At 37.6% G+C, this 13,936-nt stretch carries 14 protein-coding genes; 7 read left to right on the plus strand and 7 right to left on the minus strand.

Annotated features, from left to right (window positions below):
- The first annotated feature begins 12 nt into the window (after positions 1-12).
- Both B0G92_RS06875 and B0G92_RS06880 read left to right on the plus strand, forming a co-directional pair.
- A complete protein-coding gene (locus B0G92_RS06875; RefSeq protein ID WP_056071373.1) occupies positions 13-228 on the plus strand; it encodes a putative signal transducing protein in 216 nt (71 codons plus the stop codon).
- A 9-nt stretch (positions 229-237) separates the two neighbouring features.
- Positions 238-762 carry a GNAT family N-acetyltransferase gene (locus B0G92_RS06880; RefSeq protein WP_101471550.1) on the plus strand — a complete coding sequence of 175 codons (525 nt, stop codon included), beginning with the start codon at positions 238-240 and terminating at the stop codon, positions 760-762.
- On the opposite strand, the gene B0G92_RS06885 is transcribed toward B0G92_RS06880, so the two are convergent.
- A complete protein-coding gene (locus B0G92_RS06885; protein WP_101471551.1) occupies positions 763-1,875 on the minus strand; it encodes an AI-2E family transporter in 1,113 nt (370 codons plus the stop codon).
- A 155-nt stretch (positions 1,876-2,030) separates the two neighbouring features.
- Between B0G92_RS06885 and B0G92_RS06890 the strand changes: the two genes are divergently transcribed.
- Positions 2,031-3,665 carry an ABC-F family ATP-binding cassette domain-containing protein gene (locus tag B0G92_RS06890; protein ID WP_101471552.1) on the plus strand — a complete coding sequence of 545 codons (1,635 nt, stop codon included), beginning with the start codon at positions 2,031-2,033 and terminating at the stop codon, positions 3,663-3,665.
- A gap of 35 nt (positions 3,666-3,700) precedes the next feature.
- On the opposite strand, the gene B0G92_RS06895 is transcribed toward B0G92_RS06890, so the two are convergent.
- The 4 genes from B0G92_RS06895 to B0G92_RS06910 all read right to left on the minus strand — a co-directional run bounded on the left by B0G92_RS06895 (position 3,701) and on the right by B0G92_RS06910 (position 8,376).
- Positions 3,701-4,066, minus strand: coding sequence for an FEKKY domain-containing protein (locus B0G92_RS06895; protein ID WP_101471553.1), 366 nt, complete (start codon positions 4,064-4,066; stop codon positions 3,701-3,703).
- A gap of 6 nt (positions 4,067-4,072) precedes the next feature.
- Entirely contained in the window at positions 4,073-6,271 is a 2,199-nt protein-coding gene (locus B0G92_RS06900; protein WP_425432910.1) for a vWA domain-containing protein, read from the minus strand.
- A 566-nt stretch (positions 6,272-6,837) separates the two neighbouring features.
- The gene (locus B0G92_RS06905; RefSeq protein ID WP_056071381.1) at positions 6,838-7,338 is read right to left on the minus strand and encodes an RNA polymerase sigma factor; all 501 of its coding nucleotides are present in this window, start codon (positions 7,336-7,338) and stop codon (positions 6,838-6,840) included.
- A 192-nt stretch (positions 7,339-7,530) separates the two neighbouring features.
- A complete protein-coding gene (locus tag B0G92_RS06910) occupies positions 7,531-8,376 on the minus strand; it encodes a DUF6929 family protein (protein WP_101471555.1) in 846 nt (281 codons plus the stop codon).
- Positions 8,377-8,484: 108 nt separating this feature from the next.
- Here B0G92_RS06910 and B0G92_RS06915 point away from each other — a divergent pair, with 108 nt between their 5' ends.
- Positions 8,485-9,366: a PPK2 family polyphosphate kinase gene (locus B0G92_RS06915; protein WP_101471556.1), complete on the plus strand. Its 882-nt coding sequence runs from the start codon at positions 8,485-8,487 to the stop codon at positions 9,364-9,366.
- Positions 9,367-9,411: 45 nt separating this feature from the next.
- Here the strand turns inward: B0G92_RS06915 and B0G92_RS06920 are convergent, their stop codons facing one another.
- Positions 9,412-9,957, minus strand: a complete 546-nt coding sequence (locus tag B0G92_RS06920) for a hypothetical protein (RefSeq protein WP_056069745.1) — start codon at positions 9,955-9,957, stop codon at positions 9,412-9,414.
- 223 nt (positions 9,958-10,180) lie between these two features.
- Here B0G92_RS06920 and B0G92_RS06925 point away from each other — a divergent pair, with 223 nt between their 5' ends.
- The 3 genes from B0G92_RS06925 (at position 10,181) to B0G92_RS06935 (ending at position 12,697) form a co-directional block, all read left to right on the plus strand.
- Positions 10,181-11,572: an MATE family efflux transporter gene (locus B0G92_RS06925; protein ID WP_101471557.1), complete on the plus strand. Its 1,392-nt coding sequence runs from the start codon at positions 10,181-10,183 to the stop codon at positions 11,570-11,572.
- A gap of 40 nt (positions 11,573-11,612) precedes the next feature.
- The gene (locus B0G92_RS06930) at positions 11,613-11,840 is read left to right on the plus strand and encodes a hypothetical protein (protein WP_056069751.1); all 228 of its coding nucleotides are present in this window, start codon (positions 11,613-11,615) and stop codon (positions 11,838-11,840) included.
- 302 nt (positions 11,841-12,142) lie between these two features.
- The gene (locus B0G92_RS06935) at positions 12,143-12,697 is read left to right on the plus strand and encodes a hypothetical protein (RefSeq protein WP_101471558.1); all 555 of its coding nucleotides are present in this window, start codon (positions 12,143-12,145) and stop codon (positions 12,695-12,697) included.
- Between the two features lie 56 nt (positions 12,698-12,753).
- On the opposite strand, the gene meaB is transcribed toward B0G92_RS06935, so the two are convergent.
- A complete protein-coding gene (gene meaB, locus B0G92_RS06940) occupies positions 12,754-13,854 on the minus strand; it encodes a methylmalonyl Co-A mutase-associated GTPase MeaB (protein ID WP_180326410.1) in 1,101 nt (366 codons plus the stop codon).
- Positions 13,855-13,936: the final 82 nt, after the last annotated feature.

The raw sequence follows: 13,936 nt of genomic DNA on the forward strand, positions 1-13,936 counted from the left end.
AAAAAAACAGAAATGGGACTAATGAAAGTATTCTCAGGAGATGAGATTTTGGCAATAGCTTTAAAAACAAAACTGGAAGAAGCAGGTATTGAAACATTAATGCGAAATAACAACCAGTCTGCAATTGTTCTGGGAACAGGAGGCAGTATTGCTGTTGAGATTTTTATTGATGAATCAAAATATGGAAAAGCCGACCCGATAATTACGGATTTCAAAATGAACCTTTAATAATCGGATATGAGGACTTCTATAGAAACCGAAAGATTGCTCCTGAGGGAGCTGCAGCCTTCAGACGATGTGGGTATCTTTGAACTGGATTCCAATCCGGCAGTTCATACCTATCTTGGAAAAAATCCGGTTACAGATATTGAGCAGGTTCGTGAAGCAATTGCAAATATCCGTCAGCAATATCTGGAAAATGGAATTGGGCGTTGGGCCGTAATCTTAAAAGAAACAGGTGAATTTATTGGCTGGTCCGGTTTGAAATTGAATAAGAATGTCAACGGACACGACACCTATTATGATTTAGGCTACCGTTTTATAGAAAAGCATTGGGGCAAAGGCTACGCCTGTGAAACGGCAAAAGCTTTTGTTGATTTTGGCTTTAATGAAATGAAGCTGGAAAAAATCAATGCCTACGCTGATTTTGATAATTTCGCTTCCCGAAAAGTACTCGAAAAAGCAGGATTACACTTTGTAAATTTCTTTGATGAGGACGGCATTTCGCAAGCCTGGTATGAAATAAAGAACCCGAATAGCTAACTATTCGGGTTCTTCCATTTTTTCAATGATGGCTTGTTCAGTTTCCGTAACGGGAATTTTCGGAGTGCTGTCATCTTCTCCCAAAACATAGCCCCAAGGTTTCAGTCCGTCGACCCGGTCAAAAATGACCTTAAAAATAGCGATAATCGGGATGGATAAAAACATTCCTTTAATCCCCCAGATTAATTCTCCCAAAACCAAACCGAGTAACGCAGTAAGTGTGTTTATCTTTACTTTGGAACCTACAATCTTTGGCATGACATAATTGCTGTCAATCAAATGAATCAGAAAGACACTGAAAATAACCAGCAGTACAGACGTAGAATTCATCGTTGAAAATGTCAGCAGGACGGTAAGTATCAGCGAAGTCAGTATGCCAATATATGGAATGACATTAAAAATTCCTGTAATCAGTCCTAATAAGAAAGCATATTTTATTCCGATAATTTCAAAAGCGGTACATGCCAATACAGAAACAATCAGCATTTGGAGAAAGAGTCCGACTATATATTTCTTGACAATATATTGTATGTTGAAAACAACATCATACACAACGGCAGAGTGTTTTTCCTTGAATAACGAAACCAAAAAAGTGAGTAATAACCGGCGGTGGAGCAATATAAAAAAGGTATATAAAAAAATAAATACCAAAAAAAGCATAACCGACGAAACAGACAATAAGGTCTGTCCCAATATAGAGGTTCCTTTGCTTAAAGCCTCTGTCGTGGCAGAATTGATATAACTGATTTGTTCGTGATTGTCAATATTAAAAGTGTCTGAAATCCAATCCTGCAAAGTAGTAGATGTGGCCAAAAGCTGTTCTTTAAAGGCCGGAAGGTCATTGGTCAGGTCGCTCAATTGATTCAAAAGCAGATAGGCTATGGATGTGATGGCGAGTACCAAAGCAAGCAATACGGTAGCCGATGATAACGAACGGGGAAACTTCCAGCGTTTTTCTAAAAAGTTAGCAAAAGGTAGTAGTAATAAAGAAAATAAAAAAGCAAAAATAAGAGGTGCCAGTAGGGTCTCTCCAATAATAGCGAGATAGAACAAGCCGATGATAGAAACCAGAACATGGGCAAGCCGCGTATAAAAAGGTGTAGTTTTAGACATTAGTAAAATCTTTACTATAAATATAAGTCAATTAATTTTGAATTCTCTATCAGTATTACCAGTTTTTTCAGATTGCCTAATTCCTTAATTGCGTTATCTTTGCACCTTCAAAAATCCGGGAGGCGGATTTAGCAATCAATTTCATAGCATATCAGATGATTACAGTAAACGATATTTCAGTACAGTTTGGAGGCACTACGCTTTTCAGCGATGTTACTTTTTCCATAAATGAAAATGACAAAATAGCCCTTATGGGTAAAAATGGAGCCGGAAAATCAACGCTTCTAAAAATAATAGCGGGCCAAAACAAACCGTCCGGAGGAAATATCTCTGCACCAAAAGATGCTGTGATTGCCTATCTTCCGCAACATTTACTCACTAAAGATGAAACAACGGTTATGGAGGAAACTTCAAAAGCGTTTAGCGGAATCTTTAAGATGAAGGCTGAAATCGACGAACTGAACGAACAACTGACAATCCGTACCGATTACGAGTCTGATGATTATATGAAACTCATTGAAAGGGTTTCTGATTTGAGCGAGAAATATTATGCCATTGAAGAAATCAATTACGAAGCGGAAGTGGAGAAAATCCTGATGGGATTAGGCTTCGTAAGAGAAGATTTCACACGCCTGACTTCTGAATTTTCAGGAGGTTGGAGAATGCGTATCGAACTGGCTAAAATATTATTGCAAAAACCGGATTTGATATTGCTGGATGAGCCTACAAACCACATGGATATCGAATCTATCCAATGGTTGGAAGATTTTCTTATCAATTCTGCAAAAGCAGTAGTGGTCATTTCGCACGACAGGGCTTTTGTCGATAATATCACCAACCGTACGATTGAAGTAACAATGGGAAGGATTTATGACTATAAAGCCAAGTATTCCCAATATCTGGAATTGAGAAAAGACAGAAGAGCACATCAGCTGAAAGCTTATGAAGAACAGCAGAAGATGATTGCAGAAAATATGGAATTCATCGAGCGTTTTAAAGGAACCTATTCCAAAACATTACAGGTACAATCGCGTGTGAAAATGCTTGAAAAATTAGTGCCTGTTGAGGTTGATGAGGTTGATAATTCTGCTTTGCGATTGAAATTCCCCCCATCCGTACGTTCCGGACAATATCCTGTAGTCGTTAAGGATTTGTCGAAATCATATGGCGACCATGTGGTGTTTAAAGATGCCAATATCGTAATTGAAAGAGGAGAGAAGGTAGCCTTTGTGGGAAAAAATGGGGAAGGAAAATCAACCATGATTAAGGCAATCATGAAGGAAATTGGCATAGACAGCGGTGCGGTTGAAATAGGGCACAATGCGCAAATTGGCTATTTCGCCCAAAACCAGGCTTCTTTATTAGACGAAAACGCTACTATTTTTGAAACTATTGACAGCATAGCCGTTGGTGAAATCCGTACACAGATTAAAAATATTCTGGGCGCTTTTATGTTTAGCGGTGATGATACGACTAAAAAAGTAAAAGTGCTTTCGGGAGGTGAAAAAACACGTCTGGCGATGATTAAACTATTGCTGGAACCGGTAAACCTTTTGATTCTGGATGAGCCATCCAACCACCTCGATATGAAAACAAAAGATATTATCAAGGATGCGCTTCGCGATTTTGACGGAACCTTGATTCTGGTATCCCACGACCGTGATTTTCTTGACGGACTGGCCACAAAAGTATTTGAATTTGGAAACAAAAGAGTGAAGGAACATTTTGAGGATATTACCGGATTCCTGGCCCATAAAAAGATGGAGAGCCTTAGAGAAATTGAGAAATAATAATAAAAAAACCGATAGCCCAGCTATCGGTTTTTTTATTTTACTACTCTATGCCAAGCGCTGGTATTTAGTTCTTTCTTCCAGTCTTCTCCAAATTTCCCCGACAAATAGGTAAATACATGATGATTGTACAGTTTGTAATAATCAAAATCTCTTGTGGCTACACAACCCGAATCATGATAACGGATGCCGTATTTTTCCTGAAACGCTAAATCTTCTTTTTTGATTACAGAAACAATTCCGCCACGAAGATGAATAGTAATGCTATTACTTTTAAGGTCATTTTCAAAATTGGTTTTGGCAGACATGGCAGCGTATTTTGTGCATCCGATTTCATTTTGTTTCTGGCCAAATGCAAGTGGCGAAATTAACAGTACGATTATATAAATATACTTTTTCATCTTGCTTTATTTTACGCTATCCACCAATCGGATAAACTCGGCCTTATAGCCTTCCTCATCATTAGATAATCCTTCTTTTGCCAATTTTTTGATGTCGTTTAAAGATTTATTCGGAATCAGGTTTGAATCTCTTAATTTTAATCCAAACCATGCAACTGCGGCAGAAAATTTAAAATCATTAGAAGCGGCATTCAATGGGATAGATTTATTCCCGACAACATTTGTCAATTCAATACTTTTTTCACCATCAGGTTTTTTGTACCGGAATTTTATGGTTGCCAGCTCATCATTGTAGGATGTATTGTTTTCCTGGGCGTTAGTGTATTTTAAGTCGGGTGTTTTACCGGCAAACTCACTGTTTACTCCAACAGGAATAATTTCATATAAAGCCGTAACGGTGTGGCCGCTTCCTAATTCGCCGGCATCAATAGCATCATTGGTAAAATCTTCGGTTTTTAATTTTCGTTTTTCATAACCAATCAGGCGATAAGACTGAACGTGTTTTGGATTAAACTCAATTTGGATTTTTACATCTTTGGCAATGGCGAAAAGCGTACCCTTGAATTCTTTTCCTAAAAAGCGGTTGGCTTCCTGAATATTGTCGATATACGCATGGTTCCCGTTTCCTTTATTGGCCAGGGTCTGCATTTTACTGTCTTTATAATTTCCCATGCCATAACCCAGGCAGGTAAGGAAAACACCCGATTTCCTTTTTTCTTCGATAAGCGTTTCCATGTCGGCATTGGATGATTTTCCAACATTAAAATCACCGTCTGTTGCCAGAATAACCCTGTTGTTTCCGTTTTTGATAAAATTTTCCTGTGCTGTTTTATACGCCAACTCAATTCCTTCACCTCCAGCCGTACTGCCACCAGCATTTAGTTTCTCTAAAGCATCAATAATGGTCTTTTTGTCGTCTCCGGAAGTAGGAGGTAAAACCATTCCGGCAGCTCCGGCATACACTACAATAGAAACCTTATCCTCTTTTCTCAGTTCATTAACCAGAATCTTTAGTGACTGTTTTAGCAATGGCAACTTGTTCTCTTCATCCATAGAGCCGGAAACATCAATCAAAAAAACTAAATTGGAAGCTGGTAGCTTTTCAGTAGGGATAATTTTTCCCTGCAACCCTATTTTCAATAATTTGTGTTTCGGATTCCATGGTGCATCGCTGTATTCTGTTTGTATAGAAAACGGATCTTCTCCTTTTGGCTGTTCATAACTGTATTTAAAGAAGTTGACCATTTCTTCAACTCGTACAGCATTTTTTGGTACTTCCTGACCATTATTTATAAATCGGCGTATATTGGTATAAGAGGCATTATCCACGTCAATCGAAAAAGTAGAAAGCGGTTCGCTCTTAGGATTTTCAAACGGATTTTCAACAAACGGATTATAGTCTTCTGTATGTTCATCCGTTCTATAAACTTCGGTATTTTTCTTTTGTTTTAATTCCCGAAGTTTTTTTCTTAATTCTCTTTTAGAAAGTTTTTGATTAGTACCATTTTTAGTCTTAATTACGATTACTCCATTAATACCCCTATTGCCATAAATAGCTGTTGCCGAAGCATCTTTTAAAACAGTGATTTCTTCAATATTGTTTTGAGTGAGCTTTCTGAAACCTTCTTCATCCACAGGCATGCCATCTACAATATACAATGGCTCATTATTGTCATTAACAGATCCATTACCTCTAATAACAATAGAGGTGTCTCCGCCGGGTTGTCCGCTTCCGGTACCTATGTTCAAACCGGCAACTGCCCCTTGTAACGATTGGATAGTAGGATTACCGTTTTTGTCTCCATCTCTATAAAGTTTGTTATCCGTTGAATTATTTTGAGCTATATGTCCGTTTGCAAAAGAACCTGATGGATCCAATGCAGCTTCTTTTTTAGATTTACGTCCTGATTCAATTGGTTTTACTGCGGCTGATGATTTTGTTCTTTTTGTAGAAGTATATGCGGTTACAATTACTTCGCTAAGCATTTCGGAGCTTTCTGATAGTGCAATATCCAATCTGGATTGATCTTTAACGGGAACAGTTGTTGATTTATAGCCCACAAAAGAGAAAGCCAGTTGTTCGTTAGGATTAACCGCAATGCTATATTTTCCGTCATAATCAGTTTGTGTGCCGCGGGTTGTTCCTTTAACAACTACATTAACGCCAGGCAAAGGCAAATTTTGACCGTCAACTACGGTTCCTATTACAGTTTTTTCATTTGTAACCGGATCGGTTTTAGTTTCGGCAACAATAATTTTTGCCTCTTTAAGTGTTTCTGCTTTTGGCTTGGCCTGTGTTATTTCTACCCCGGCTATTTCTGTAGCTTTACTATAGACTTCCTCTTTTTCTTTGGTGTCTTCAGCAACTGCCACAGCATCTGTTTTTATACTGACAGCCTTACTTTTAATAATTTTAGAAGTTTTAGTTTCTGTCTTTTCAGGTTTTACAGTAATATCAGAATTGTCAACAACGGCTTCTTTTTCAGAATTAGAAATCGTGTTTTCTTTTTCCTGAGTTACTACAGGATTTTTTGGAGTATCGATTGTAGTTTCGTCTGTTTTTAGAAATTGATAGCCTAAAGAAAAGAACAAAAGAAGCGAAGCAGCAATCCCGATTTTTTTCCAAAGCGCTATTGTTTTTTTATCATCTTTCTTATCCAGCTTTTCTTCAACACGGTTCCAGACTTTTTCCATAGCCGGAAAGTCTTTCGTCTCTGCCTTTTTTGAGGCATCTTTGAATTGTTCGAATATTTTATCTTGATTTTCCATCACTATTTTGCTTTTTGATAATAAAGGTTATTGACCAGTTCTTTTAGTTTGGTCTTCGCGACATTCAGTTGTGATTTAGACGTTCCTTCTGAAATATCAAGCGTTTTGGCAATTTCTTTGTGAGAATAGCCCTCAATGGCAAAAAGGTTGAAAATGGTTCGGCATCCTTCGGGAATAAAATTCAATAGGTTAAGCAGATCTTCTTCCTCCAGATCGGTCATGTGATTTGTAATCGGCTGTGAAATGATTTTCACGTCGTCAAGATACATGTTGAAGTTGATGTTTTTCTTAAGCGACAGTAAGCATTGATTGACCGCAATTTTTCTGGCCCAGGCTTCAAAAGCCCGGACTTCCTTCAATTGATCGATTTTCGTGAAAATAGTGTAAAAAGCATCGGCCAACGCTTCTTCTATTTCTTCCTCTTTTTTCAGGTACCGCTTGCAAGTCCGGTACAGCTTAGGAGCCAAAAGCTCATACACCTGACGCTGTGCGTCCCGTTGCATTTTTCTGCAGGCTGTAATTAGTTTTTCGTCTATCACAATAAATGTCTTTCCTGTATAGAGAGAGAAAAAGATAAAAAGGTTGGAATGAGGTGGAAAAATTTTTGATTTATGATGTAGGATTTATGATATAAGATTTATGATTTATACCTACCTAAAATCTAAAATCTAAAATCTAAAATCTGAAATCTAATATCACTTATCCAAAGTAAGCTTATATATATCCGACTTCAAATCGTCATTGTCTTTATCCTCACAAAGCAAAAATTCAATGGTCTTGTCGTTTTCTTTGTAAACCGTCAGTCCTTCAAATTTGTGGGTGTCGGTTATCTTTTGGGTAAAATCAATTTTCATTTTTTCAATGTCCAGTCTGCCAATAAATGTTCCAAGAACAGCTCCGTCATCATAAGTTGACTTGGTATTTTCGACAGTTGCTAAAAAGTAAATTTTTCCATCAACGCGAACGGCATCTGTAAAAGAACTCTGTATACTCTTTATTTTGGGCAGTTTATAAGAATTATATAAAACAGAAAAATCATCTGTCAGGTTATTTCCGCCAATGGTAAAAATTCCGTTTTTACCGGAAGCACCGTTGCCACGATTGAAAAGAAACCAGTTTTCGCCATTGTAAACAGCACCTTCAATATTAAAATCTTCCGGTTTTGTATTTCCAAAACTTTGCATGACCAGATAGAGGTCGGTCAAATCGGTTTCTTTAATTTTTTCCTTTTTGTCTACATCAAAATGTATCATCCTGTTTCGGTTTTCGGTAGAACCGGAACCAAAAATATAGCAATCTTCTCCAAAGCCGGTAATAGATTCAAAATCGGGCTTTTGGGCTTTAGGAATATTTTCAGCAGGTGTGCCTGTTGGCATTTCTATGATTTTGTGCGATTCCAGACTTTTACTATCCATATTGTATTCATAGAGCACACTACTGTTATCGGAAATTATGAAAAGCGAATTGTCTCTAAAAACTAATCCTGAGGCGGAACCTATTCCGATAATCTGAAATAATAATTCAAGCTTAAATTTTTGCATGGTCTATGTTTCTTTGAAGAAGTATTGAAAATGTGGTTTGGAAATAAATTTACAGTTAGAACGCGGATTCTTAGGATAAATATATACATTTATGTAAAATAATATCCTATGAGAACGATAAATACAGACGATTTCAAAATTACCGGCCCAACAAAACTATCAGACCTGCCTACGTTTATAGACCTCAAAGCTACAAAAGACGAAATAAAGGATGCTCTTGATGAGACGCGTGAAGCCTTAAGTGATTTGCAGGATAAAATGTACGCCCATAACCGTTACAGTGTTCTGGTTTGTCTTCAGGGAATGGACACTTCCGGCAAGGACAGCCTGATTCGGGAAGTTTTTAGGGAATTTAATCCAAGGGGAGTAGTGGTGCATAGTTTTAAAACGCCTACTTCTGCCGAACTGGAACACGACTATTTATGGAGACATTATATTGCTTTGCCTGAAAAAGGAAAGTTTGCGGTGTTTAACAGGACACATTATGAAAATGTTCTGGTCACGCGGGTCCATCCGGAATATATCCTAAACGAAAATCTGCCTGGAATTGAAGCTGTTGAAGATATTCCGAAAGATTTTTGGAAAAAGCGAATGAAGCAAATAGCCCATTTCGAGAATCATATAGCTGAAAATGGAACGATTGTTTTGAAGTTTTTCCTGCATTTGAGCAAGGAAGAACAAAGACAGCGTCTTTTAAGGCGACTTGAAAAAGAAAAGCACAACTGGAAATTTTCGCCCGGCGATTTAAAAGAAAGAGGTTTCTGGGATGATTATCAACGCTATTATGAAGAAGCCATTAATGAAACATCTAAAGAAAAAGCACCTTGGTATGTAATACCGGCAGACGATAAGGATGCCTGTCGTTTGCTTTTGGCAAAAGTAATATGGGACGTTTTGTCACAGCACAAAGACATAAAATATCCTGAATTGGAAGACAAGGTCAAAGACAATATGTCGTTTTATAAAAACGAACTGACCAATGAACACTAAAAATAAAAAAGCCTTGATAATTCAAGGCTTTTTTTATATAAAAAATTAAAGTCTAAATCCGTAGGCCAGACGTAATGCCAATTGGCCGACTCCTTCGCCATTTTCTCTTGGAAAATCATTGTAGTATTCATAACGAATGCTGGCATCAAAGTATTTATTGGCATAACCAATTCCAGGTGATAATAATAAGCTGGTCTTATCATAATCATTAGTTACAGGAATGGCGGCTCCAAGTTCGCCAAGCACATAAAAACGATTTTCCCAAACAAAAGCTTTAAAACCGGCTTTGGCAGGAATGAAACCCAAGTCAGGAATATCATCTCCTATAAACAAATTGGTAAATCCGGTAGTAAACGTAATCGAATACCTTTGATTCAGGTCATACTGGATTCTGGCATCGGCTCCTAATGAAAAATCATAAGGGTCATCAAAAATAAAACCTCCGTTAATTCCAAACCCTAAACGAAACCCTTGGTCATAATTTTCAGTAGCGCCAATTGCAGAAGTGGTTTCCTGGGCCGACATAGTAGCTGTCGTTAGAACCGTAGAGCAAAGTAAAAATAAGCCGGTAATTGATTTCAAAATTTTCATAGATCAGGTTTTAAAAGTTATTACTATAAATTTAACAATAATAACGCCACTCCTCCAAATGTTAATTTTTAAAGTATTGTTAAAAGGTTAACATCCTGATAAGGCTTTGATTGCAAGTGAATTGTAATATTTGTGAAATTTTTCCTAAAAAAATTAAATATTTTTAAAAGTGTGGAATTGTAGGATATGGTGCTATCTTTGCCACACAATTTTCTACACAATCGTGAACTTACAACAATACACCAAAGAATTTTCATATAACCTGAAATTAGCTTACCCTATTATTTTGGGTATGCTTGGCCATACACTAATAGGAATAGTCGATAATATAATGGTAGGCAAATTGGGTGCTGCCGAATTAGCTGCCGTTTCACTTGGAAACAGCTTTATTTTTATTGCAATTTCCTTAGGTATTGGTTTCTCGACAGCCATTACGCCTATTATTGCGCAGGCTGATGCAGAAAAGGATAATATAAAGATAAGGTCGGCTTTTCACCACGGTTTATTTTTGTGTGGCATCTTAGGACTCACATTGTTTGGCGTTATCGTATTGGCAAAGCCGCTAATGTATTATATGGGGCAACCGGATGAGGTTATTGCTTTGGCAAAGCCTTATATTGATTGGGTCGCTTTTTCTTTAATCCCGATGGTTATTTACCAGGGATACAAACAATTTGCAGACGGGCTTTCAATGACAAAATATTCGATGTATGCCATTATTATGGCTAATGTTGTGCACGTGGTGTTGAACTACCTGCTCATATATGGAATATGGTTTTTTCCGCGTATGGGTATTATTGGCGCGGCGCTTGGAACAGTTATTTCCAGAATTATGATGGTGGTGTTTATGCACATCATTTTATCTAAAAATGAAAAGCTGACAGCCTATTTCCAAAATTTCAGTTTTCAGGAACTTAAAAAATCCATGCTTAAAAAAATCATCGGTCTTGGATTGCCTTCGGCCATGCAGATGTTTTTTGAGGTAGCACTTTTCACAGCTGCTATCTGGCTTTCGGGGTCTTTGGGTAAAATCAGCCAGGCCGCCAACCAGATTGCTTTAAGTTTAGCTTCGGCAACTTTTATGTTTGCGATGGGATTGAGCGTAACCGCCATGATTCGTGTGAGCAACCAGAAAGGATTGAAAGACTATAAAAAACTGCTGGTAGTTGCCCGTTCGATTTTTCTTCTGGCAATTATCATTGAGGTAGTATTTGCAATAGGATTTGTACTTTTCCATCAATTCTTACCGCATTTGTTCCTCAATATGGAAAACAGCGCCTTGCTTGTAGACAATGAAGAAGTAATAGCTATTGCTGCCAAACTATTACTGGTGGCAGCCGTGTTCCAGATTTCAGACGGAATACAGGTAGTAGTATTAGGAGCATTAAGAGGACTCCAGGATGTAAAAGTGCCAATGTATATTACATTTGCCGCCTATTGGGTAGTAGGGTTTCCGGTTTCGTACTATTTAGGAAAACATACAGACCTTAAGGCAACAGGAATATGGATAGGTCTTCTGGCAGGTTTGACTGTTGCAGCGGTATTTTTGTATATTCGCTTTAATTATCTCACAAAAAAAATGATAAAAGAGGCTACTGTCGAAACAGCAATCTGAAATCATAAATCTGAAATCATAAATCAAAAATCCAAACAATATGGAACTACCAAAATTTTTATTAGGCGACAATACTGATTTCCCGGATGATATCTTTGTTATCCATATGGACTATCCAAGGTTTATTATTAATCTGAAAGACGATGAAGTTGAGTTTCTGGAAGAAGCAGAAGATCTGGATGAAGGAGAATTAAATCAGGTAATGGAAGGCCTGATTACAGAAGCAAATGAGTTTTATGACAGGGAAGTGGGGAGATATGAGGAATAGTTGATAGTTCATAGAGGATAGTTGATAGTTTATAGTTTTTGGTGCTTGTTAGAATATGTTTGGTTAAAAATATAGTATAATAACATCCAAAATCATAAATCCAAAATAAAACCTTCCAATAAAAAACGGTTGTAAAGCGGCTAACAGTGCTGTTTTACAGCCGTTTTTTTTTTAATACATTAATTGATTTTCCAAAAATGTAAAAATCAAGGGGTAACAAAAAAACAATTTAATTGATATACTCTAAAGTCGGCGTAACCCGAAAAGCCAATCAAAGAGTAGGGATAATTAAATTACAAATTATGGAGAATTTTAGAAACCTGGATTTAAAAAAATCCGAACAAAAAACAAACAGATTTGTATCGTTGATGGGGGTAAAAACGATAGTGGTAACACTATTTTTGACAGCACTTATGGTAGGCTGTAGCAAGGATGATCAGCAGGAAACTGAGAATACGCCTGATACAGCAGCCAGAATTTACTACGATTATTTTATTGTACGGGCTTGGGGTGCCCACAACGTAGATTGTAGTCAGCCAGACGGTTTTTGCCATGAAATTTGGAGGATCACCTGGCGTAATTTAATTATGCCGCTACCAAACGGTGATACTCCGGTGGGCGCACAAAATGTTGACGGATTATTTGTTATGAAGATTTATAAAAGCGCTCTTACTGAAGAACATGGTAGTGTATTGTTAAGGGATGGTGGTTATTATACTATTCCTAAAGGGCAAACCATTCCTAAGGAAGTAGCAAAGTCTTTAGGATTCAGATCAGATAAGTTACGTGAAGGAAGGTATAAAATTAAGGGAAATGATGAATTCTATACCATCTCAATACCGATAGCTGAAAACTAAATTGTTTTTTACCCCAAACAAAGAAAGCCGCTTCCAATTTATTTTGGAGCGGTTTTTTATTTAAGATTCTTACTGTTTTGATAGATTTGTAATAGATTTTGAGCAGCGGCAAACGGGGAGACTTCACTATTTTGTACCGCTTTTTTATTTTCCTCTAATAGATTTTTTATTTCAGGATGCTCAAAAAAGTGATTTTTTAACTGTTCGTTGATTGTTTCCAAAAGCCAATGTTGATTTTGGTCTTTTCTTCTCTCGAAAAAATAATCATTGCTTTTTGTTAATATGAGATATTCTGAAATCATTTCCCAGATTTCGGCAATGCCGTCATGTGTAATAGCGCTGCAAGTGGTGACTTTAGGCTGCCAACCTGAGCTTTTTGCCGGAAACAGATGCAATGCTCTATTAAATTCGGTCTTGGCCATTTTGGCTTTTTTGATGTTGTCACCATCTGCTTTGTTGATGACTATGGCATCTGCCATTTCCATAATGCCTCTTTTTATTCCCTGAAGTTCATCACCGGCGCCAGCTATTTTCAAAAGCAGGAAGAAATCTACCATACTGTGAACGGCAGTTTCGCTTTGTCCTACGCCAACAGTTTCAATAATGATGGTGTCAAATCCGCAGGCTTCGCATAAAATAATGGTTTCACGCGTTTTCCTGGCCACACCACCAAGCGTTTCTCCGGAAGCCGAAGGCCTGATGTAGGCATTTTCGTCCTTGACGAGTTCTTCCATACGGGTTTTGTCGCCTAAAATACTTCCATGTGATATGGTACTGCTGGGATCAACTGCCAATACGGCCACTTTTTTACCGGTTGCAGTTAGATAACGGCCAAAGGCTTCAATAAAAGTACTCTTGCCGACACCAGGAACTCCCGTAATCCCGATTCTGACCGAATTATTGGCATGCGGAAGACAGGCCTGGATGATTTCGTTGGCTTTTTCAAGATGTTTGGGCTGTGTGCTTTCCACCAAAGTTATGGCACGGCTCAATGAAATTTTATCACCTTTTAAAATCCCGTCGATTAATTCTTGTGCTGAAGGTTGCTTCTTTCGGAATTGTATGATTTGGGCAACTGAGTTTTTGCCAACGCTTTCAGGTTGGCTGATTCCTTCTTTTTCTTTTAGCGCAGATTTATGTGGACCGGATTTAGACACTATAGCAGTTTTGAAAGGTAAAAGTAATGAAAACAAAAACAGTTTCAAAAAGACGGCGCTTAAAGAAACTGTTTTTGGTATT

It is taken from the genome of Flavobacterium lindanitolerans (assembly GCF_002846575.1).
Taxonomy (GTDB): Bacteria; Bacteroidota; Bacteroidia; order Flavobacteriales; family Flavobacteriaceae; genus Flavobacterium; species Flavobacterium lindanitolerans.